This is a genomic window from Kineococcus aurantiacus, from assembly GCF_013409345.1.
Lineage (GTDB): Bacteria > Actinomycetota > Actinomycetes > Actinomycetales > Kineococcaceae > Kineococcus > Kineococcus aurantiacus.
Window position 1 is genome coordinate 104,967 of the sequence record NZ_JACCBB010000001.1, and the last position, 19,213, is coordinate 124,179.

19 protein-coding genes and 1 pseudogene are annotated in these 19,213 nt (G+C 74.2%); 6 read left to right on the top strand and 14 right to left on the bottom strand.

Going from position 1 to position 19,213, the window contains the following annotated elements; all coding sequences use genetic code 11:
* Window positions 1-64: 64 nt before the first annotated feature.
* A pseudogene (locus tag BJ968_RS27150) lies at window positions 65-388 on the bottom strand (cell wall-binding repeat-containing protein); the annotation flags it as partial.
* 141 nt (window positions 389-529) lie between these two features.
* Here BJ968_RS27150 and BJ968_RS00510 point away from each other — a divergent pair.
* Window positions 530-1,228: a hypothetical protein gene (locus BJ968_RS00510; RefSeq protein ID WP_179748281.1), complete on the top strand. Its 699-nt coding sequence runs from the start codon at window positions 530-532 to the stop codon at window positions 1,226-1,228.
* 7 nt (window positions 1,229-1,235) lie between these two features.
* Here BJ968_RS00510 and BJ968_RS00515 read toward each other — a convergent pair whose 3' ends face one another.
* Window positions 1,236-1,799 carry a MarR family winged helix-turn-helix transcriptional regulator gene (locus BJ968_RS00515; protein ID WP_218884659.1) on the bottom strand — a complete coding sequence of 188 codons (564 nt, stop codon included), beginning with the start codon at window positions 1,797-1,799 and terminating at the stop codon, window positions 1,236-1,238.
* A gap of 193 nt (window positions 1,800-1,992) precedes the next feature.
* Between BJ968_RS00515 and BJ968_RS00520 the strand changes: the two genes are divergently transcribed.
* Window positions 1,993-3,282 (top strand): FAD-dependent monooxygenase, encoded by a 1,290-nt coding sequence (locus BJ968_RS00520; protein ID WP_179748283.1) that lies wholly within the window; start codon window positions 1,993-1,995, stop codon window positions 3,280-3,282.
* Here BJ968_RS00520 and BJ968_RS00525 read toward each other — a convergent pair.
* A complete protein-coding gene (locus BJ968_RS00525) occupies window positions 3,207-4,190 on the bottom strand; it encodes a GlxA family transcriptional regulator (RefSeq protein ID WP_179748285.1) in 984 nt (327 codons plus the stop codon). The two genes, BJ968_RS00520 and BJ968_RS00525, sit on opposite strands and share 76 nt — an antisense overlap.
* 175 nt (window positions 4,191-4,365) lie before the next feature.
* On the opposite strand from BJ968_RS00525, the gene BJ968_RS00530 reads away from it, so the two are divergent.
* Window positions 4,366-4,734, top strand: coding sequence for a cupin domain-containing protein (locus tag BJ968_RS00530; protein ID WP_218884660.1), 369 nt, complete (start codon window positions 4,366-4,368; stop codon window positions 4,732-4,734).
* Here BJ968_RS00530 and BJ968_RS00535 read toward each other — a convergent pair.
* Window positions 4,704-5,414, bottom strand: coding sequence for a TetR/AcrR family transcriptional regulator (locus BJ968_RS00535; RefSeq protein WP_179748289.1), 711 nt, complete (start codon window positions 5,412-5,414; stop codon window positions 4,704-4,706). The genes BJ968_RS00530 and BJ968_RS00535 overlap by 31 nt on opposite strands.
* A 77-nt stretch (window positions 5,415-5,491) precedes the next feature.
* Between BJ968_RS00535 and BJ968_RS00540 the strand changes: the two genes are divergently transcribed.
* Window positions 5,492-6,268 carry an oxidoreductase gene (locus BJ968_RS00540; RefSeq protein ID WP_179748291.1) on the top strand — a complete coding sequence of 259 codons (777 nt, stop codon included), beginning with the start codon at window positions 5,492-5,494 and terminating at the stop codon, window positions 6,266-6,268.
* 66 nt (window positions 6,269-6,334) lie between these two features.
* Here the strand turns inward: BJ968_RS00540 and BJ968_RS00545 are convergent, their stop codons facing one another.
* The 7 genes from BJ968_RS00545 to BJ968_RS00575 all read right to left on the bottom strand — a co-directional run bounded on the left by BJ968_RS00545 (window position 6,335) and on the right by BJ968_RS00575 (window position 14,365).
* Entirely contained in the window at window positions 6,335-6,838 is a 504-nt protein-coding gene (locus BJ968_RS00545; RefSeq protein WP_179748293.1) for a deaminase, read from the bottom strand.
* Window positions 6,835-8,217: an amidohydrolase family protein gene (locus BJ968_RS00550; RefSeq protein WP_179748295.1), complete on the bottom strand. Its 1,383-nt coding sequence runs from the start codon at window positions 8,215-8,217 to the stop codon at window positions 6,835-6,837. Before BJ968_RS00550 ends, BJ968_RS00545 begins: the two co-directional genes overlap by 4 nt.
* A gap of 70 nt (window positions 8,218-8,287) precedes the next feature.
* Window positions 8,288-9,169, bottom strand: coding sequence for a carbohydrate ABC transporter permease (locus BJ968_RS00555; RefSeq protein WP_218884661.1), 882 nt, complete (start codon window positions 9,167-9,169; stop codon window positions 8,288-8,290).
* Window positions 9,166-10,131 (bottom strand): ABC transporter permease subunit, encoded by a 966-nt coding sequence (locus BJ968_RS26190; protein ID WP_218884662.1) that lies wholly within the window; start codon window positions 10,129-10,131, stop codon window positions 9,166-9,168. The genes BJ968_RS00555 and BJ968_RS26190 overlap by 4 nt, the downstream gene beginning before the upstream one ends.
* Before the next feature lie 2 nt (window positions 10,132-10,133).
* Window positions 10,134-11,450 (bottom strand): extracellular solute-binding protein, encoded by a 1,317-nt coding sequence (locus BJ968_RS00565; RefSeq protein ID WP_179748297.1) that lies wholly within the window; start codon window positions 11,448-11,450, stop codon window positions 10,134-10,136.
* Window positions 11,451-11,647: 197 nt separating this feature from the next.
* A complete protein-coding gene (locus BJ968_RS00570) occupies window positions 11,648-13,183 on the bottom strand; it encodes a GMC oxidoreductase (protein ID WP_218884663.1) in 1,536 nt (511 codons plus the stop codon).
* Between the two features lie 57 nt (window positions 13,184-13,240).
* Complete coding sequence (locus BJ968_RS00575) at window positions 13,241-14,365, bottom strand: ROK family protein (RefSeq protein WP_179748299.1); 1,125 nt, start codon at window positions 14,363-14,365, stop codon at window positions 13,241-13,243.
* 81 nt (window positions 14,366-14,446) lie between these two features.
* Between BJ968_RS00575 and BJ968_RS00580 the strand changes: the two genes are divergently transcribed.
* Window positions 14,447-15,397, top strand: coding sequence for a sugar phosphate isomerase/epimerase family protein (locus BJ968_RS00580; RefSeq protein ID WP_179748301.1), 951 nt, complete (start codon window positions 14,447-14,449; stop codon window positions 15,395-15,397).
* Between the two features lie 17 nt (window positions 15,398-15,414).
* On the opposite strand, the gene BJ968_RS00585 is transcribed toward BJ968_RS00580, so the two are convergent.
* Entirely contained in the window at window positions 15,415-16,059 is a 645-nt protein-coding gene (locus tag BJ968_RS00585) for an FCD domain-containing protein (protein WP_179748303.1), read from the bottom strand.
* Between the two features lie 5 nt (window positions 16,060-16,064).
* The gene (locus tag BJ968_RS00590; protein WP_179748305.1) at window positions 16,065-17,057 is read right to left on the bottom strand and encodes an isopenicillin N synthase family dioxygenase; all 993 of its coding nucleotides are present in this window, start codon (window positions 17,055-17,057) and stop codon (window positions 16,065-16,067) included.
* A 113-nt stretch (window positions 17,058-17,170) separates the two neighbouring features.
* Between BJ968_RS00590 and BJ968_RS00595 the strand changes: the two genes are divergently transcribed.
* Window positions 17,171-18,511: an amidohydrolase family protein gene (locus BJ968_RS00595; RefSeq protein WP_218884664.1), complete on the top strand. Its 1,341-nt coding sequence runs from the start codon at window positions 17,171-17,173 to the stop codon at window positions 18,509-18,511.
* A 73-nt stretch (window positions 18,512-18,584) separates the two neighbouring features.
* Here BJ968_RS00595 and BJ968_RS00600 read toward each other — a convergent pair whose 3' ends face one another.
* Window positions 18,585-19,181 (bottom strand): TetR family transcriptional regulator, encoded by a 597-nt coding sequence (locus tag BJ968_RS00600; RefSeq protein WP_179748307.1) that lies wholly within the window; start codon window positions 19,179-19,181, stop codon window positions 18,585-18,587.
* Window positions 19,182-19,213 lie beyond the last annotated feature (32 nt).

Here is a 19,213-nt window from a genome sequence, read left to right on the forward strand (position 1 = left end):
GGAGGGCCTCAGACCAGCCAGGGCCTCCTTGGTCGCTCGGGGGGGCTTCGCCGCTACGCGCCAAGAGGACCGGCGCTCTCAAGGCGCCGGCGAGCGCTGTGACCGTCAGCGCGTCTGGAAAGGTCTCCCCGGAGGCGATGAGCACAGTGTCAGCACGTCCAGGAAAAGCTTGCCGGGCCACCGCTGCCGCGGTCGCGTACCGATCGTCGCCCGCCAGTCGCGTGATGGTCGGCACCGCGGCCCGGGACGGCTGGGCGAGGACACCGGTGAGCATCAACGTCGTCACCGCCGCCATCATCAGTGCTCGCGCGACAGCGAGACGCCAGGCACCGTCCGTTCGCCCCGCGCCGGCCGTCTCCTGCGGATCGAAAGCACCACGCCTGGACATCGCTCCCCGATCGTCGTCTGCCAGCGGAACCGGGCCCACTCTGTCCGAACTCGGCGGCTCCTGTGAGGCGAACCGGGAAGGAGCACCGATCGGTGCGGCATCCGCCCCCGGGACCGGTGCCCGCTCGGTAGCGTCGGCGGCGTGATCGCACCGCGTCGCCCGTCGAGGCCCGGCACCCTGCGCGCGCTGACGCCGGCCGGTGTTCTGGCCGGTGTCCTGGCCGGTGTCCTGGTGAGCGGCCTGGCCGGCTGTTCCGAGCCCGAGGGGCCGGCCGCGGCCGTGAGCGAGGCCGAGGCCCGGACCGCGGTGGACCACGTCGTCGCCGCGGCCGCCGCGCGCAGCCGGGAGGCGATGCGGCAGGTGTGCGCCGACAACGACGGCTGCCCCGGCATGTCCAGTTCCATCGAGTTCACGCCCCTGGACGCTCCCGGCCCCGACCGGGCGCCCGAGGAGCTGTGCACCGTGGCGCTGCCGGCGACCCCCTCGCAGGCCGGCTCGCGCCTCGTCGTGCTGGAGGGCACCGACGGTCGGGGGCGTCACTACGTCACCCAGGTCCTCGTCGACCGTGCCCGCCCGGCCGAGCACGACGAGGACGGTCTGCAGGTGCAGGAGCCGGGGTTCTGGCTCGGGATCCGCTACACCGCGTTGCAGGGCGGGCGGGCCTGGACCGCAGCCACCACCGGTCCCGAGCGCCCGGAGGGGGACGAGGAGCAGGCCCGCCGGGCGTGCACGGACACCGCGTCCTGGCTGAGCGAGGTCGCCCGCCGGTCCCCCGGGGAGGGCGCCACGGCCGAGGCGGGGCGTGCCGCGGCCCGGGGAGGGACGCGCGCGCTGGGCTGAGGCTGCGTCAGCGCCTGCGCGCAGCCGGGCCCGCAGGTGCCTGCGCGCGGTCGAACTCCCTCACGACGTCGCTCACCGCCAGGTGCAGCTCGTCCAGCACGGCGACGATCTGGCGGAGCAGCTCCGGGGGGTGCTGACGCATCATCGCGTCGACGCGGTCGCTCAGCGGCGCGAAGAACACCGCCGCCCGTTCCCGGACGTCCGGCGGGACGCGCAGGGTCACGACCCGCCGGTCGCGGTGCTCGCGGGACCGGACCACCAGGTCGGCCGCCTCGAGGCGGTTCAGCAGCGCCGCTGTGGCGCCGGTGCTCAAGCCGACGCGGCGACCCAGGACCGTCGGCGACAGCGGGGTGCCCCGTTCCTGGGCGTACAGCACCTGCCCGAAGGCCTCGGCGTCGGCCGTGCCGACCCCCAGCCAGCGGGACAGCTGGTGGACGACGTCGGCGTTGTCGGCGGTGTGCACCCGCAGGGCGTCGACGACCTGGTCGGCCAGCGGCATCGCGCTGCGCGCGTCCACGTCCTCGCGCAGGACGGCCCTTGCCGCACCGTCCTCCGCCTGCCGTCGCGCCATCCCGGTCCTCCTGCCTCCCCCGTGCCCCACGGGGCCCGCGTCCTGGGTGGACGGGGACCGAGCCTACCGGTTGCCTCCACCATGAAATGTCTCCATAGTGGAGAAACTTCATGGTGGTGACACCGGTGTGGGAGAACTCGCGCCCGCCGCCGACGCCCCCTCCACCCCGACCACCGCTGCAGGAGGACGAGACGTGAGCACCCACACGGCGCCGACGCGCACCCCGAGGGTCCTGGTGACGGGAGCCAGCATCGCCGGCCCCACGCTGGCCTGGGGCCTGCACCAGGCCGGTTTCGCGGTCACGCTGCTGGAACGGTCGCCCCGGCCGCGGGAGGCGGGCCAGAACATCGACGTGCGCGGACTCGGCCGGGAGGTGCTGCGCCGGATGGGGATCGAGGACACGGTCAGAGCGCACCTCACCGGCGAGCGGGGCACCCGCTACGTCGACGACGAGGGCCGGCCCTACGCGAGCATCCCCCGCGAGGAGGGCCGCGACGGCCCGACGGCCGAACTGGAGATCCTGCGCGGGAAGTTCGCCGAGATCCTCGTCGGCCTGGTCGAGGACGACGTCGACCTGCGCTACGGCGACCACGTCGTCGGTGTGCGGCAGGACCCCGACAGCGTGCAGGTCGAGTTCCACAGCGGCGCGCGCGAGCGGTTCGACGTGCTGCTCGTCGCCGAGGGCCGCAGTTCCCGCACGCGCCGGCTGCTGTTCGACCGGGAGACCGAGTACCGCGACTTCGGCGTGAGCATCGCCTACGGCACGCTGAGCCGCACCGCCGACGACGTCGACTGGTGGGACTGGTACACCGCTCCCCGCGGCCGGGTCGCCTCGATCCGGCCCGACAACGTCGGGACCTTGCGGGCCAGCCTGTCGTTCGAGTCCGAACCCCTCGGGTTCGAGGGGCTGCCGGTCGAGGCGCAGCTGAGCGTCCTGACCGAACGGTTCCGGGGCGCGCGGTGGCAGACGCGGCGGATCCTGGACGGGTTCGCCGCCCGGCCGGAGGAGTTCTACACCCAGCGCATGGAGCAGGTCGTGGTGTCCACCTGGAGCAAGGGCCGGGTCGCCCTGCTCGGGGACGCCGCGTGGGGGTCGGGCCCGACCGGCATGGGCACCACCCTGGCCCTGGTCGCCGCCCACGTGCTGGCCGGGGAACTCGCCCGCACCCACGCCGCCGGCGAGGACCACCCGGGCCGGGCGTTCGCCCGGTACGAGGCGCTCCTGCGCCGGTACGCCGACAGCGCCCAGGGTCTGCCTCCGGGCGGGGCGCGACTCCTGCACCCCTTCTCCGGGACCGGGGTCGCGCTCGTGCGCACCGCCCACCGGCTGGCCGCCACCCGGGCCCTGCGGGGCCTGGCGCAGCGCACGTTCCTGACCAGCGCGCGGTCGGTGCCCGTGCTCGACGACTACCCCGTGCTGCGCGGCTGCCCCGCCGTCGCCGGGCCCGTGGGGCGCGACCCCGCGGAGAACCGTCGGCGGTAGTCCGACGGGCTCAACCCCACCTGCCGCTTGAGCACGCTGCGCAGGTTGGCCGCCGAACCCAGTCCCGCCCGGCGGGCGACCACGTCGATCCCCGCGTCGTCGCGTTCGAGCAACCGGCAGGCCAGCGCGACCCGCTGGGCGGTCAGCCACGCCAGCGGCGTCGTCCCCACTTCCTGGCGGAAGCGGCGGTGCAGCGAACTGACGCTCGTCCCCGCCCGCCCGGCCAGGTCCGCCACGCTCAACGGCTGGTCGAGCGCCCCCGCCGCCCAGGCCAGCACCGGCGCCAGCGAACGGTCGACGAGGGCGGGGACCGGCTGGGGCACGAACTGGCGCTGACCGCCGTCGCGGAACGCGGCGAAGACGAGGTGCCGGCTGACGTGGTTGGCCACCTCCGCGCCGTGGTCGCTGCGCACCACGTGCAGCGCCAGGTCCAGCGCCGCGGCGCTGCCGGCGGAGGTGAGCACGGTGCCGTCGTCGACGAACAGGACGTCCGGTTCGACCCGGACGTCGGGGTACCGCTGGGCGAAGGTCCCCGCGAGGTCCCAGTGCACCGCCGCCCGGCGCCCGGCCAGGACACCGGCCTCGGCCAGGGTGAAGGCGCCGGTGCACAGACCCACCAGCCGGGCACCGCGCCGGTGCGCGCGCCGGATCGCGGCCAGGACGGCCGGACGGGTCGGGTCGTCGTGGTGCGGCCGGTTGGGCACGATCACCGTCTGCGCCTGCTCGAGGTCGGCCAGGGTGCCGGTCGCCTCGATGGTGAAGAGGCCGTCGCGCATCCGGACGCCCCGGCGGGGGGCCACCACCCGGAAGTCGTACAGGGCCCGCCCGATGCCCGCCCGGACGGGCGCGCCGAACACCTCGCAGGCGCAGCCCACCTCGAAGGGGTTGGAGTCGGCGTCGACGACCATGGCGACGCGGTGCGGACCGGGAGGGGACGACCCCCACGCTCCCTGCGACGATCCTTGCGGCACGTGGCATTCCTACCACTTCCCGCGTCGGCACCCGCCGCCGATGATCGGGTGGGCCCCGACGTGCGGGGATCGACGGGACCGGTCGGGGACGACCGGTGGGGACGAGGCGTGCGTGCTGCAGAAGATCAACCCGGCCGACGAGGCCGCGGAACTGGTGGAGTTCTGGTCGCAGGAGGTCCTGACCTCGGCCAACGGCAACTTGTTCAAGGTGGCCAAGGGGACCGGGTCGACGAACTGGCACAGCCACGACGACCAGGACGAGACGTTCCTGCTGCTGTCGGGGGAACTCACCGTGCAACTGCGCGACGGGGACGTCGTGCTGGGCCCGGGCGACCTGCTGGTCGTCCCGCGCGGCGTCGAGCACCGCCCCCGGGCGGACGGGGAGGCGAGTTTCCTGCTCATCGGCCCGGAGGTCACCTCGACCGGAGCCGGGGGCAAGCCGGCCTGGAGCTACGCGGGCGGGACCCCCGGCGCCTCCTGACGACCGCGCGGGCTGCGCGGGCGCCGCGAAGTGCCCGGTTCCCCCGGCGCCGCGCGGCGCGGTGACGTCCGCGAGCGGGGACCCTGGACCTGCGGGCGGGCCGGGGCGAGGGCGATGCCGTCGATCGTGGCGTCGGCGATGCGGTTGAGGGTCGCGGCGTCGACCCCCGCCTTGCTGAGGGCCTCCAGCCCGCGGTGCGTGGTGACGACCACTCCACCCAGCACCGCGGGGTCGGCGGCCGGGTCGACGTGACCGGCGCGCTGGGCCTGCTCGACGAGGCGGCGGCAGCTGTCGAACAACGCCTCGAAGGCCGCCAGCGACCGGGCGGCGACGGCCTCGTCCTCGAACGCCAGTTCAGCCGTGCCCTTGGCCAGCAGGCAGCCGAGGCGGTCGTGGCCGCCCTCGGGGGAACGCAACCACTCGCGCAGGCGGTCCAGCGCCTGGTCCTCCGGTCCTTCGACCCGGGCCGCGGCGCTGTGGTCGGACGCCGTGCAGTACTCGTCGAAGACCCGGTGGAACAGGGCCGCCTTGTCGCCGAACGCCCCGTAGAGGCTGCCCTTGCTCAGGCCCGTGGCGCGGGAGAGGTCGTCGACCGAGGTCCCGTGGAAGCCGGTCCGGCTGAACTGCCGGCGGGCTGCGTCGACGACGTCGTCCTCGTCGAACTTGCGGGGTCGCGCCATGCCCGCATCGTACGCCCATCTGAACCGGCGTTCCAGAACTTCTGGACGTCCGGTCCAGAACATGTATTGTGGACCGCATGTTCAGAACCGTGACCCCCTCCCCCACCGAGTTCGCCGGCAAGCGCGTCGTCGTCACCGGAGGCTCGCGCGGGATCGGCGCCGCCATCGCCCAGCGCTTCCTCGACGGCGGCGCCCGCGTCGTCACCACCGCCCGCAACGCCACCGAGACGACCCCGCGGGCCGCCACCTTCATCAAGGGCGACATCAGCTCGCCGGCGGGCGTGGAGACCTTCACCGCCGCAGCCCTCGACGTCCTCGGCGGCGTCGACGTCGTCGTCAACAACGCCGCAGCCGCCCGCGCCCACCTCGGCGGTCCCTCCACCATCCCCGACGAGGAGTGGGTCGACGCCCTCAACCTCAACTACCTCTCCGCGGTGCGGGTGAACAACGCCCTGCTGCCGGCGCTGCGCGAAGCCGGCGAGGGCGGCGCGATCGTCAACGTCTCCTCCGGAGCCGCGCTCACCCCGGCGCCCCCGCTGGCCCACTACGGCGCCGCCAAGGCCGCGCTGAACGCCTACGGCAAGGCCCTGGCCGCCGAGCTGGCCCCGGCCGGCATCCGCGTCGTCACGATCGTGCCCGGAAACGTCCTGACCCCCGGAGCCGACGCCATCCGCCAGGGTTTCGCCGACGCGATGGGCGTCCCCCTGGCCGAGGTCACCGCCGGGGTTCCCCTGGGACGTCCCGGGGACCCGCGCGACATCGCCGAGGCCGTCGCCTACCTCGCCTCCGACCGGGCCCAGTGGGTCACCGGCACCACCCTCACCGTCGACGGCGGGGAACTGCCCCTCGTCTGAGGACCGACGGCTGAACCCCGCTCTGGGCCTCCCGGTTCCGGCCACGCCGGGCCCGGGGGGCTCCCCTCAGTCCCAGAACCCCTCGTGCACCGCGGCCGCCTCGCCGGCGAGCGCCGGTCCGGCGACGAGCACGACGCGCTGCCCGGCGTTCAGGACGGCGGCGCTCGACAGCGCCATCGTCGGGTTCTCCGCGTGGTCGCCGGTCAGCTCGCCGAGCCGGGCCTCGCTCAGGGCGTGCACGACCCGGCCGATGCCGGACCAGTAGATCGCCCCGGAGCACATGGCGCAGGCCTCGGCGCTGGTGTAGAGGGTGAACCCCGCCAGGGCCGTGGGCCCGTAGGCCCGGAACGCGGCGCGCGCGAGCTTCAGCTCGGCGTGCGCGGTGCAGTCGCCGTCGGCGGGGACGCTGTTCTCCGCTTCCAGGACGACCGTGCCGGAGGGGTCGGTGAGCACGGCCCCGAAGGGGTGCTGGCCGTGGTCGCGGGAGCGGCGGGACACCGCGATGGCGTCGCGCAGCCGCGCGAGGTCGGTCTCGGTGACGGGGGTCTGGTGGGGTGCCTGGTCGGTCACGGCACGACTCCTCCCGGCTCGCCGTTCTCGGCGAGCCACGCGCTGCGGCGGGCGAACAGACCGGGGACGGCTGCGTTCGCCCGGGCGATGATCTCGTGCAGGTCGGCGGTGACGAGGCGACCGTCGCGGACGACGACCTGCCCCGCCACCATGGTCAGGTCGACGTCGGAGCCCCGCACGGCGTGGACGAGGTTGTGGTGGACGTTGGCGTAGGGGCCCTCGGTGAACAACGGGGTCATCCGCGGGGTGTCGAGGCGGACGGCGATGAGGTCGGCCTGCTTGCCGGCCTCCAGCGACCCGGTCGTCTCGTCCAGGCCCATGGCCCGGGCGCCGCCGCGGGTGGCCATCTCCAGGACCTGCCAGGAGTCCATCGCGGCCGCGTCCATCGTCCGCAGCTTGCCCAGCAGCGAGGCGACCTTCATCTCCTCGAACAGGTCGAGGTTGTTGTTCTCCTTCTCCCCGTCGCTGCCGATCCCGACGGCGACGCCCGCCCGGAGGAGCTCGGCGACCGGGGCGAAGCCGCTGGCGAGCTTCATGTTGCTGACGGGGTTGTGCGAGACGCCCGCACCGCGGGCGGCGAGGAGCTCGATCTCGGAGTCGTCGAGCCAGACCGCGTGGGCCAGCACGGTGCGCGGGGTGTCGAAGAAACCCAGCCGGTCCAGGGCGTGGACCGGGCGGGCACCGTAGCGCTGCTGGAACTGCTCGACCTCGATCTCGGCCTCGGAGCAGTGCGTGTACAGCCCGGTGCCGTACTCGCCGGCCAGCGCGACGGCCCGGCGCTGGCCGGCCTCGTCGGCGTAGAAAGGGTGTTCCAGACCGACCCAGGGGACGATCCGCCCCTCGGCGGCGCCGGACCACTGCCGCAGCACCCGCTCGTTGTCGTCGAGGGTGTCGAAGTAGTCGTGGTCGGGGTGGGCGCCGACGTAGTTGACGGTGACGAGGCGGTTGCCGAGCTGTTGCGCGGCCCGGGCTGCCCCGTCGAGGTAGCGCCACATGTCGACGACCGTCGTGGTCCCGGAGAGCAGGGCCTCGGCGTAGCAGAGCCACGCCGCGGCCTCGGCCTCCTCGGGTCGCAGCACCCGGTGCATCGGGTCGATGTGCAGGCGCAGCCACTCCCACACCGGCAGGTGCTCGGCGGTGCCCCGCAGCAGGCCGGAGTGGTGGTGGGCGTTGACCAGGCCCGGCATGAGGACCCGGCCGGGCAGGTCGTGGACGGCGGCGTCGGGGTGGGCGGCCCGCAGCTCGGCGGGGCCGCCGACGGCGAGGATCGTCTGGCCGCTGACGGCGACGGCCCCGGGGGCGAGCACCCGGTGCAGGTCGGGGCCGCTGCCGGCGAGCGGCACGACGACGTCGGCCGTGAGGAGGGTGGTCTCGGTCACGAGGGGATGCTCCCAGTCGTCCTCGCCCACCGGGGAACCGGTCGACGCGGCGGGTCGGCAGGGGCGCGGCTCACTTCAGGCCGGTGGCCGCGATCCCCTGGATGAAGTAGCGCTGCAGGAAGAGGAACAGCACGAGGACCGGCACGAGGATCGTCACCGACCCGGCGAGCAGCACGCCGTAGTCGGTGGTGTTCGCCGCGGCCGACGCCACCGACAGCCCGACCGGCAGCGTGTACGTGTCGACGGACTGGGCGACGACGAGCGGCCAGAGGAAGTAGTTCCAGCTGTTGAGGAAGGTGAAGATCGCGACGGTGGCGACCGCCGGTCCCAGCAGCGGCAGGACGACGCGGACGAAGACGCCCACGTCGCTGGCCCCGTCCAGCCGCGCGGCCTCCAGCAGCTCGTCCGGCACGGAGCTCGCGAACTGCCGCATGATGAAGACCGCGATGGGCATGACCAGGATCGGCAGGACGATGCCGGCCAGGGTGTCCACCAGCCCCAGCTGCACGACGATCACGAACTGCGGCACGAAGACGGCCACGTACGGGATGGTCATGGCCAGGACGACGGCGCCGAAGACCAGGCTGCGGCCGCGGAAGGGCACCTTGGCCAGCGCGTAGCCGGCCATCGCGCTGAACAGCACGTTGGTCACGACCGTGACCGCCGAGACGATCGCGCTGTTGAGGAAGTACCGGCCGAACCCCTTCTCGGTGAACAGCACCACGAAGTTGTGCACGTTGGTGAAGGAGTCCGGCAACCAGCCGCCGGGGTCCGCCGTGAACTCCCCCCGCGTCTTGAACGCGCCGAACACCACGAGGGCGAACGGCGCCAGCATCAGGACGGACACCACGACGAGGAGCACGTACACAGCCACGGCCGTCGCCGGCCGCGTGCCACGGGGTCCGGTGGGCGTGACCGTCACGGCGGTCGGGGTGGGGGTCTGGACGCTCAATGCTTCGACCTCAGCAGACGCACCTGGGCGGTGCTCACGACGAGCACCACGACGAGAAGGACCATCGAACCGGCCATCGAGTCGGCGATCCGGCCGTAGCCGAACTGGTCGTAGACCCACTTCGCCACCGAGGTGGTCGCGCTCAGCGGCCCCCCGTCTGTCACGAGGTACGGCTCGTCGAAGATGTTGAGGAAGGACACGCTCATGAGGACCGAGACCAGCAGCGTCGTGGGCCGCAGGAGCGGGACCGTCATGGCGGTCACCCTGCGCCAGTACCCGGCCCCGTCCAGCGCCGCGGCCTCGTGCACCTCCTCGGGCACCGACTGCAGACCGGCGAGGAACAGCACCATGCAGGTGCCGATGTTCCGCCACACGGTCAGCAGCAGCACCGCGACCACCGCCCACCCGGGCCGGCCCAGCCAGTTGGGCCCGTCGACGCCGAGGGCGCCCAAGAACCCGTTGACCGGTCCCTCCCGGGTGAACGCGTACTGCCACAGCACCGCCGCGGCGACCACGTTCGCGATGACGGGCACGTAGACGACGGCGCGGAAGACGCTGCGCAGCCGCCGGATGCCGGAGTCGAGCGCCAGGGCCAGCACGAAACCGGCACCCATGGTGACGGGCACCCCCACCACCACGAACAGCGCGGTGTTCAGCATCGCCCGTTGGAAGTCCTCACTGCGCAGGATGCCGGTGTAGTTCCCCAGCCCCACGACGTCGACGGCGAACGGGCTGGTGAGGTCGCCGATCCCGATGTCGGTGAGGCTGAGGAACAGCGCCATGGCCGCCGGCGCGACGCTGAAGACCGCGAAGACGAGCACGAACGGCAGGACGAAACCCCAGCCGACGAGGTCCAGGGAGGCGCGCCGGCCCCGCCCGGCCCGGCCGGGGCGTCGCAGCGCCGGACCGCGGGGTGCGGACGACGTGGCTCCCGGGGCGGGGCGGGAGGTGGTGGAGGCCACGGTCAGGCCCCGGTCCCCAGCGCCTCGGCCTGGGCCTGCGCCTCGTCCAGCGCCGCCTGCGCCGTCGACCCGCCCCGCACGACCCGCTCCATCTGCTGGCCGATGACGTCGGCGACCTGGCTCCAGGTGGCCGCCGTCGGGGCGCCGAAGGCGGTCGGGAGGGACTCGCGCACCGGGGCCAGCAGTTCGTCGTCGGCGATCGAGGGGTCGTCCCAGGCGGCCTCGACGGCGGGCAGGTTGCCGAAGGCCTGGTACCACTGCACCTGGACCTGGGGCCGGGAGAGGTACTCCACGAACTTCCAGGCGGCCTGGGCGTTGCCGCCGCGGTCGAGGACGCCGAGGCTGCCGCCGCCGAGCGCGGAGGCCTTGACCCCGCCGGGCCCGGCCGGCTGCGCGTAGACGCCGATGTTCTTCGCCACGTACCCCTCGCCCGCCGCCTCGTCGATCCAGCCCGGCAGCCACGGGCCGTTGGAGATGTTCGCGACGTTCTTCCCCGACGTGAGCCACGGGACCACGTCGAGGAAGGCCGGTCCGTCGGGCGAGGAGTACCCCGAGGTGAACAGCGAGGCGAAGTACTCCAGCGCCTCCACGTTGGCGGGGGCGTTGATGGTCCACCCCGTGCCGTCCTCGGTCGTGAAGGACGAGCCGTTCTGGCGCACGTACTCCGACAGCGCCTCCGCGGAGTACTCGTCCCACTCGACCGACATGCCCAGGGGGGTGGGGTGACCGGCGTCCACGAGCTGCCGGCAGAAGGCCTCGTTCTCCTCCCACGTGGTCGGCGGGGTGAGGCCCAGGCCCTCGACGACGTCCTTGCGGTAGTAGTTCACGCGGGCGTAGGCGTACCACGGCACGGCCTTGTGCGCCCCGTCCGCGGTGGTGACCCCGGCGAGCGCGGGCTCGAAGAACGAGCTCATGTCCAGCAGTCCCTCGGGGACGGTCTGGAACGCCCCGGTCGCCAGGATCGAGGACTGGGTCTGGGAGTACAGGGACACCAGGTCGGGCACCCGGCCGGAGGCGATGGCCGCGGTGAGCTTGGTGTCGAACTCCGACGACGGGATCGTGGTGACGTTCACCGTGACGTCGGGGTTCTCCTCCTTGAACGCCGCGACGAAGGGCGGCAGCGAGTCGCCGTCCGGGGCTCCCGCCCAGAACTCGACGGTCCCGGTGGCCGGTGCGTCGTCGACGCTGATCGTGGCCGACGACTCGGACTCACCGGCGTCGCTGCGACCGCACGCGGCAAGACCCGCGGTCAGGGCGGCCGCGGAGGCGCCGGCGAGCACCGTCCGGCGGGACGTGGACCGGTCAGGACGGACGAGCATGGGAGCCCCCTAGGGTCGGGTGGAGTGGGAGGAACGAGGGTGGAGCCGTTCGCTGGTGCTCACCGGACGGGAGCGGGAGGGTGGGCCGTGACGGTCCGTCCCGGTGCACGCGATCGCTTCTGCGGCAACGGTACAAGAGTTTTGCGCGGTTCTCACCGATCCCCGGAACTGTTTACCGGGACGAAACGCGGCGGTGCTCAGAGGACGAGCGCGCCCGTCTCCTGCTCGAGGGCGTCGAGGGTTCCGCGGGCCGCCCGGACGGCGGTGACCACCGCGGTCAGGGTGGAGTTCGCGGTCACCGGTGTCGGGACCACCGAACCCCCGGCGAGGTGCAGGTTGGAGAAACCCCACACGCGGCCCGACGGGTCGCACACGGAGGTGCCGTCGTCGTGCCGGCCGCTGCGGGTGGTCCCCGTCCAGTGCAACGAGGAACCCGGCGCCAGCAGCGCCGAGTCGCGGTCCGGCTCGAAGTCGCCCAGGGCCTCGCAGAGCCGGCGCTGGGTGGCCCGGCCCTCCTCGATGCGGGCCAGGTCACCGGCCGTGTACCGGTACTCCACGCGCAGCCGGGGCAGACCCGCCGCGTCGACCTCGTCCTCGTCGAACACCAGCCGGTTGGCCGGGTCGACGTCGGTCGGGACGTAGAGCGAGGCGCCCGTCGAGTACCCCAGGCGCCCTCCGGCCTCGTCGACGAACAGGCGGTCCATGATCTGGCCGTGGAAGGGCTGCGCGTCCCCGCTGTGCGGCAGCCAGTGGGAACCGACGACCCACTCCCCCTCCAGCGGCGGCGGGACCGACTCCAGGTCCACCCCCAGCCGCGGCAGGTCGACCAGGACCTGACCGGTGAGGAAGGCGTGCTCGTTGAGGTGGGTGCCCAGCGCCTCCGGCCGGATGCCGGAGGCGAACAGCAGCTGCGGCGTGCGGAAGGTGTCGGCCGCGACGACGACGGCGGCGGCGGTGACCGTGCGCTCCTCGCCGGTGCGGGTGTCGCGGACCTCGACCCCGGCGACCCGGGTGCCGTCGTGGACCAGGCGCAGGGCCACCGTCCCGGTGAGCACCTCGAAGTCGTCGCCGGGGCCGTCCAGCAGGCGGGGCAGGACCACGTTGGGACCGGTGCGCGCCAGCGGCCCGACCCGGCCCGGCGCCACCGCCATGGGCATGGCCTGCGGGTGCCGCCCCGGTGCGCTGACGGGTCCGAACAGCCCGTCCAGCACCTGCAGGACGCGGTCGCCGACCTCGGTGGGGGCGAACGGCCGGGCCTGCACGCGCAGCAGCCGCTGCGCGGTCGCCAGGTCGGCGGCGAAGGCGCCGGCGTCCTCGTCGAAGACCTCCGCGCCCCAGGGCCACGGCGTCGCCGCCGTCCAGTGCACGCCCATGCCCCCGGCGTTGAGCCCGACGGCCGCGGCGGGCATGGCGGCGGCGTCGGAGCCGAAGGCGGACACGTTGTACATGCCCGGGCGGGCGTCGCGGATGCTGCCCCCGAGGGAGGGCGTCGGGTCCGCGCCGAGGTACAGGGACTGCACGCCCGGCTCGACGCGCTGCAGGTAGGTCTCGCGCACGTCGGGCTCGGCCGAGTCGTGCAGGTGGGCGCCGGCGACCGTCCCGATCGGCCGGCCGGCGTCGACGATCACGATCCGCGTGCCCGGGCGTCCGGCCCGGGCCCGGGCCGCGACCGCGGCCCCCATGAGTCCACCGCCGACGATGAGCAGGTCGGCGGCAGCGGTGTGGCTGGTCAACGGACGACCTCCAATATGCGGGGAAGTCGCACAATAGGCGCCCGGGGTCGGCCGGGTCTAGGCCTTCGCTCGCAGCAGGTCCTCGTCGACGCTGGCCCGCGCCTCGTGCAGAGCCCCCAGCAGCACGGCGTCCCCCTGCAGGGACGTGGCGCGGACGGGCACCGCCGGTGCCCCTCCGGCCGCCAGCGCGGCCTCCAGCCGAGGGACGAGGACGTCGGCGGCCAGCTCCAGCCCGCCCCCCAGCACGACCAGCGGCGGGGCGATCGTCCACACCAGCGTCGCCAGCACCCGGGCCAGCGGGGCGGCGAACTCGTCGAGCAGCGCACCGGCCTCGCGGTCCCCGGAACGGATCCGCTCGACGATCTGCGCGGCGCGCGCCCGGTGGCGCGGGTCGGGGTGGGTCAGGCCGCCGAGCGGGTGCTCGTGCAGTTCGGACATGCCCACCGCCGGCGCGCGGACGATCTCACCGGCCGAGCTGCGGAAACCCCGGTGGACCTCGCCGCGGATGACGATCCCCGCACCGTTGCGGGCCCCCGCCAGCAGCCACGTGAAACTGTCCACCCCCTGCGCGGCACCCTTCCAGCGTTCCCCGACGGCCGCCAGGTTCGCGTCGTTGTCCCCGACGAAGGGGAACGGGAACGACTGCGCCAGAACGGCTGACGGCCGGACGCCGGTCCAGACCGGGGCGTCGACCAGCCCGATCACCAGCCCCTCGGCGTCGACCAGACCGGGCATCGCCACCGCCCCGGCCCGCACGGCCCCCACCTGACGCCCGGAGGCGACCAGTGCGGCGTTCAGCGCGTCGACGGCCTGGTCGAGCGTCGTCCCCGGGTCGAGGTAGTCGCCCAGGACCCTGCGCTCGGAGGCCAGCAGCCGTCCGTGCGTGTCGGCGACCACGGCGCGCACCGCGTGCGAGTCCAGCTGGACCGCGGCGAAGAGCGCGTTGCCCGGCTGGAACTCGAACGCCCGCGGCGGGCGCCCGACCCCGCTGGAGCCGACCGTCACCTCCCGCACCCACCCGTCGGCGGTGAGGTCGTCGAGGATGAGCTCGAGGGTGCGTCGGGACAGTTCGGTCCCGCGGGTGAGCTGGGTCATCGTCAGCGGGGCGGGCGCCTCGCGCAGGAGGCGGAACGTCAGGGTGGCGTTCAGGCGCCGCATGACGGCGGGGTCCACGGGTGGCACACCGGAAGCCTAGACGGCGGCCGCGCCGCGCCGCGCCCGCGAGGACTCCCGCGACACGGCTGCGGAGGCTAATGTGCGGGGATGCCGCAAATCTCCTCCGAGCCGCAGTACGGCGTCGACCTCGTGACCTTCTACCACCCCGGCTTCTGGGGGGTGTCCACCGCCGAGGAGATGGTCGCCTGGTGCGCGCAGCACCCCCGCGAGATGTGGGAGCGCATGCTCGACGCCCTCGCCGAAGCCGGCGTCCCGTGGATCGAGCTGACCTTCCCGCCCCTGGACTTCCGCAGCGCGCTCGCCGCGTTCGGTTCCGTCGACGGCGTGCTGGAGGCGTTCGGGGCCCGCGGGGTGCGGGTCCTGTCGGGGTTCCTGAACGGCACGCACTGGGGCGGGCTCAGCCCGCAGGAGGCCGTCGCGGAGGTGGCCGAGTACGCGGCCTTCCTGCGCGGGACCGGAGCGGGGATCCTCGTCCTGGGCACCCCGATGCTGGCCGGCGGCCCGGACGCGCCCGTGCCGGCGATGACCGCGGACGAGCACCGGCGGTTGCTGGGGCACCTGGCCGGGGTGTGCGACGCGGTGGGCGCGTCGCTGGCCGAGGCAGGGATCCGGCTGGCGGTCCACACCGAGTCGCATTCGGTCACCGTGACCGCCGAGGACGTCCGCACCCTGATGGCGCTGACCGACCCGGAGCTCGTGGGCCTGTGCCCGGACTCGGCGCACCTCACGCTGTCCGGCCAGGACCCGGTGGCGCTGGCCCGGGAGTTCGCCGACCGGGTGCTCGTCTCGCACTGGAAGGACGCCGCCGGGCCCTTCCCGGCCGACCTGGTCCTCGACGAGGACGTCCACGCGGTGCACCGGCGCTTCATGCGCCCCATGGGGCAGGGCGTCGTGGACTGGCCGGCCTGGGCCGCCGTGATGGCCACCACGCCGACCGCCGGGGTGCGGCTGCTGGAACTGGACGCGGCGCCGGACCCCGTGGCCGAGCTGCGGGCGGCGCGGGCCGTCGCCGAGGGGCTCGCCCCGGTCGCCGGCTGACCGGACGGGCGACCACCTCAGCGGGCGGCGCGCCGCATCCGGACGGCGAGCGCGGCGACGTGGGCGGCGGCCCGGGTGCGGGCCGCCGCGACGTCGCCGGCCGCGACCGCCGCGACGATGCCGCGGTGCTCGGCGACGGCGAGTTCGCGGTGGCGCTGGTCGGCCCACAGGCCCGCGCCGAACAGGTGCGCGCGGACCTCCAGGCGGCGCAGGGTCTCCGCGAGCGTCGCGTTGCCGGACAGCTCGCGCAGCAGCGCGTGGAACCTCAGGTCCAGCGCGGCGTCGCCGGCCGGGTCGACCGGTCCGCGCACGGCCCGCTCACCCGCCTCGACCAGCTCCTCGAGGCGGGCGACGTCGCGCGCGCCGACGGCCTCGGTCGCCTCCGCGGCGGCGAGCCCGTCGAGCACCTCCCGCACCCGCAGGACCTCCTCGAGGTCGGCCAGGGTCACCGTCGCCACCCGGGCCCCGGTGTGCGCGACCGTCACCGCGACGCCCTCGGCGACGAGCCGCTGGACCGATTCGCGCACCGGGCTGCGGCTGACGCCGAGCTCGACGGCGAGCGCGGAGACGCTGAGCACCGATCCCGGTGAGAGCCGGCCGTCGACGATCCGGTCCAGCAGCGTCGAGTAGACGCTGTCGACGAGGAGTTCGACCTCGGTCACCGGGTTCAGGCCTTCGGCGTGCCGTAGTTGGCGCGGATCCGCTCGGCGAGGTAGTCGGCCGCGGTGATCGGCGGGTAGGTGCCCTGCGGCGTCTCGATGAGCACCTCGCGGTTGGCCTGGGCGAAGAACGGCATGCTGTAGCGCGGGCCGGTGTACTCCCCCGCGCCGGGCATCCGCACGCGGTGGAAGTTGGACAGCAGCTGGTCGTCGCTCCAGCGCATGAGCATGTCGCCGATGTTGCACGTGATGGCGTCGTCGGAGGGGACGACCGACGTCCACTCCGGGGCTTCCAGGTCCCGGCCGGGGCAGACCTGCAGCCCGCCCTGCCCGGTGCGCTGGAAGAGCAGCGTCAGGCAGTCGAAGTCGGTGTGCGCCCCGGCGCGCCACACCCCCGGCTCGGCGGCGACGTCCGCCGGGAGCTCGGGGTAGTGCAGGATCCGCAGGGTCGACTGGTAGGTGTCCGAGGCCGGGTCGTGCGCGCGGGCGAAGAAGTCGCGGTCCAGACCCAGGCGGTCGGCGAAGCAGGACAGGACCCGCATCGCCAGTTCCCAGCAGCGCGTCTCGAAACCGAGCATGAACTCGGCGAACCCCGGCAGCTGCTCCGGCGAGGGCAGGAGGCCGGCCATGTGCGGGCGGGTGATCTGGTAGGACTCCTTGCGGTCGGGGGTGCCGACCGAGGGGCGCACCTGGGTGCCCGACTCCCACCCGGAGTTCTTCGGCTTGTCGAGCGGGAACTGCTGCTTGACCTCGACGGGGAGGTCGAAGAACGCCTTCGCCATCGCGAAGGCGCGGTCGACCTCGGCGGCCGGGATGCCGTGGTTCACGATCTGGAAGAACCCGACCTCGGTGGCCGCCGACCACAGCGCCTCGGTGATCTCGGCCCGGCGGGCCTCGAAGTCGGACAGGTCGACCTGCGGGATCTCGCGGTCGCGCTCGGTGCCGAGCGCGCCCATGCGGGACTCGCGCTGCAGTTCGGTCATGGGAGGGGTGGCGGTCATGCAGCCATCGTGCCGCTGCATGCGATGACCGCCAAGACCTGCCGTGTGAACATCGTGTTGCATGCAGTCCGGGGTTCTTGTCGCGGTGGGGAGGGACCGGGGAGAGTGCCGACGTGCCGACCCCGCAGCTGACCGCCAGCCCCACGACCACCCCGCCCCCGCCGGCCGTCCTCGACGTGTCGGTGTGGACGGGGACGGGCTGGACCGACCACCAGGACGTCCTGATCGAGGACGGCACCGTGACCGGGATCCGCGACCACCGCCCCGGCTCACCCGGTCTCGACGGCTCCGGCGCCCACCTGCTGCCGGGGTTCGTCAACACCCACACGCACCTGCAGCAGGCGACCTGCCGCGGGGTGGGCGAGGGCCAGCCGCTGCTGGCCTGGCTGCTGTCGGTGGGTGAGCACATGGCGTCCGTGACGCCGGAGTCGGCCTACCTGGCGACCGTCGCGGGGGCGCTGGAGGGGCTGCGCAGCGGGACGACGACGCTCGTGGAGCACCTGTGGCCGCACCCGTCCCGTGAGGTGCACGCCGCCTTGCTGCGGGGGCTGGAGGACGTCGGGGTGCGGGCCCTGGTCGGGCGCGGGATCGCCGACCGCCCCGACCCCAGCCGCCGGTGGGGTTTCGACCCGCGGCTGATGGAACCGCTGGAGGACGTCCTGGCCCACGTCGACGAGCTCGTCGCCGGGACCCGCGGTTCGCGCACCACCCCCGCCCTGGCGGTGCCCAACCCGCGCAGCCTCACCCCCGAGGGCCTGCGCGCCGTCGCCGGGTTCGCCGGCGAGCGGGACCTGCGCATCTCGATCCACCTGCTGGAGACCGAGACCGACGACGTCATGTGCCGCGAGCACACCGGCCGCGGCGCCGTGCAGTACCTGGACGAGGCGGGTTTCCTCAGCGACCGGGTGCTCGCCGTGCACGGGGTGGCCCTGAGCGGTGAGGACATCCGCGTGCTCGCCGACCGCGGTGCCGCGCTGTCCCACAACCCGGTCTCGAACATGCGGCTGGGGTCCGGGGTCGCGCCGGTCCCCGCGCTGCTCGCGGCGGGCGTGCCGGTGGGGCTCGGGGTGGACGGGGCGGCCTCCAACGACCGGCAGGACATGCTGGAGACGTTGCGCACCACCGCCTACGTGCAGCGCGCGACGCACCGTCGTGCCGACCTGCTGGGTTTCGCCGACGTGGTCGCGATGGCCGTCGACGGGGCCGGCGGCGTGCTGGGGCTGCCCCGCCGGCCCGGTGGCGGGGTGACGGTCGGCACCCCGGCGGACCTGACGCTGGTCCGCTTCGACCGCGACTTCGGGTGCCTGCCGGTGCGCGAACCCGGCGCCGCCCTGCTGACCACGGGCAGCCCGCGCATCGTCGACACCGTCATGGTCGACGGCGAGGTCGTGGTGCGCGACGGCCGCAGCACGCGCATCGACGAGGACCGGCTGGTCGCGGCCCTGCGCGCCTGACGCGCCGCCGCAGCGGGCCGCGGGGTCCGGTCCGCGCGGTGGGACCGCCGGGCCGGTGCCGGCCCGGCCGCGCTCAGTCCCCGGCACCGACCGGTCGTCGCCCGAGCACGTCGCGCAACGCGTGTGCGCACCGGTCGAGCTCCTCCTGCACGCACGCGGTGAGGGGCCGGTCCTCGTCGGCGTCGATCCAGGTGTCGAACCCGTCGTAGTAGGCCCTGACCCCCACGTCGGCCAGCAGACCGGCGCGCCGGGCACCACCGAGCCGTTCCCGCAGCGCGTCCTGCAGGGCGGCGGCGAGGGCGACCCGTTTGGCACCGGCGCGCTCGCTCAGCTCCGGACTGGCCGCGATGAGCGCGGTCAGGCGCCTGCTGCCGTCACGGTCGGAGGGGTGCGCCCCCGCCATCGCGGCCAGCGCGGCGGCGAGCGCCCGCACCGGTGGGGCACCCGGGGGGACCTGGCCGATCGCCTCGACGGCGGAGCCGACGAGCGCGTCCTGCCCCTGGAAGAGGATCTCCCGCTTGTCGGGGAAGAGGCGGAACAGCGTGGTCCTGGTCAGACCGGCCCGCTGGGCGATCTGGGCGGTCGTGGTGGCCTCGTAGCCCTGCTCGACGAAGAGGTCGACGGCGGCGCGCCACAGCCGCCCCCGTGCGTCCGGTTCCCATCGCGCCACGGCACCCACCCTACGTGATGCGACCGAGTCAC

Bases quoted from the DNA above. Each gene is read 5' to 3' on its own strand.
- BJ968_RS00540 (WP_179748291.1), top strand. From the start codon at position 5,492: ATGTTCAGAACCGTGACCCCCTCCCCCACCGAGTTCGCCGGCAAGCGC.
- BJ968_RS00515 (WP_218884659.1), bottom strand. From the start codon at position 1,799: ATGGCGCGACGGCAGGCGGAGGACGGTGCGGCAAGGGCCGTCCTGCGC.
- BJ968_RS00580 (WP_179748301.1), top strand. From the start codon at position 14,447: ATGCCGCAAATCTCCTCCGAGCCGCAGTACGGCGTCGACCTCGTGACC.
- BJ968_RS00590 (WP_179748305.1), bottom strand. From the start codon at position 17,057: ATGACCGCCACCCCTCCCATGACCGAACTGCAGCGCGAGTCCCGCATG.
- BJ968_RS00525 (WP_179748285.1), bottom strand. From the start codon at position 4,190: ATGGTCGTCGACGCCGACTCCAACCCCTTCGAGGTGGGCTGCGCCTGC.
- BJ968_RS00535 (WP_179748289.1), bottom strand. From the start codon at position 5,414: ATGGCGCGACCCCGCAAGTTCGACGAGGACGACGTCGTCGACGCAGCC.
- BJ968_RS00565 (WP_179748297.1), bottom strand. From the start codon at position 11,450: ATGCTCGTCCGTCCTGACCGGTCCACGTCCCGCCGGACGGTGCTCGCC.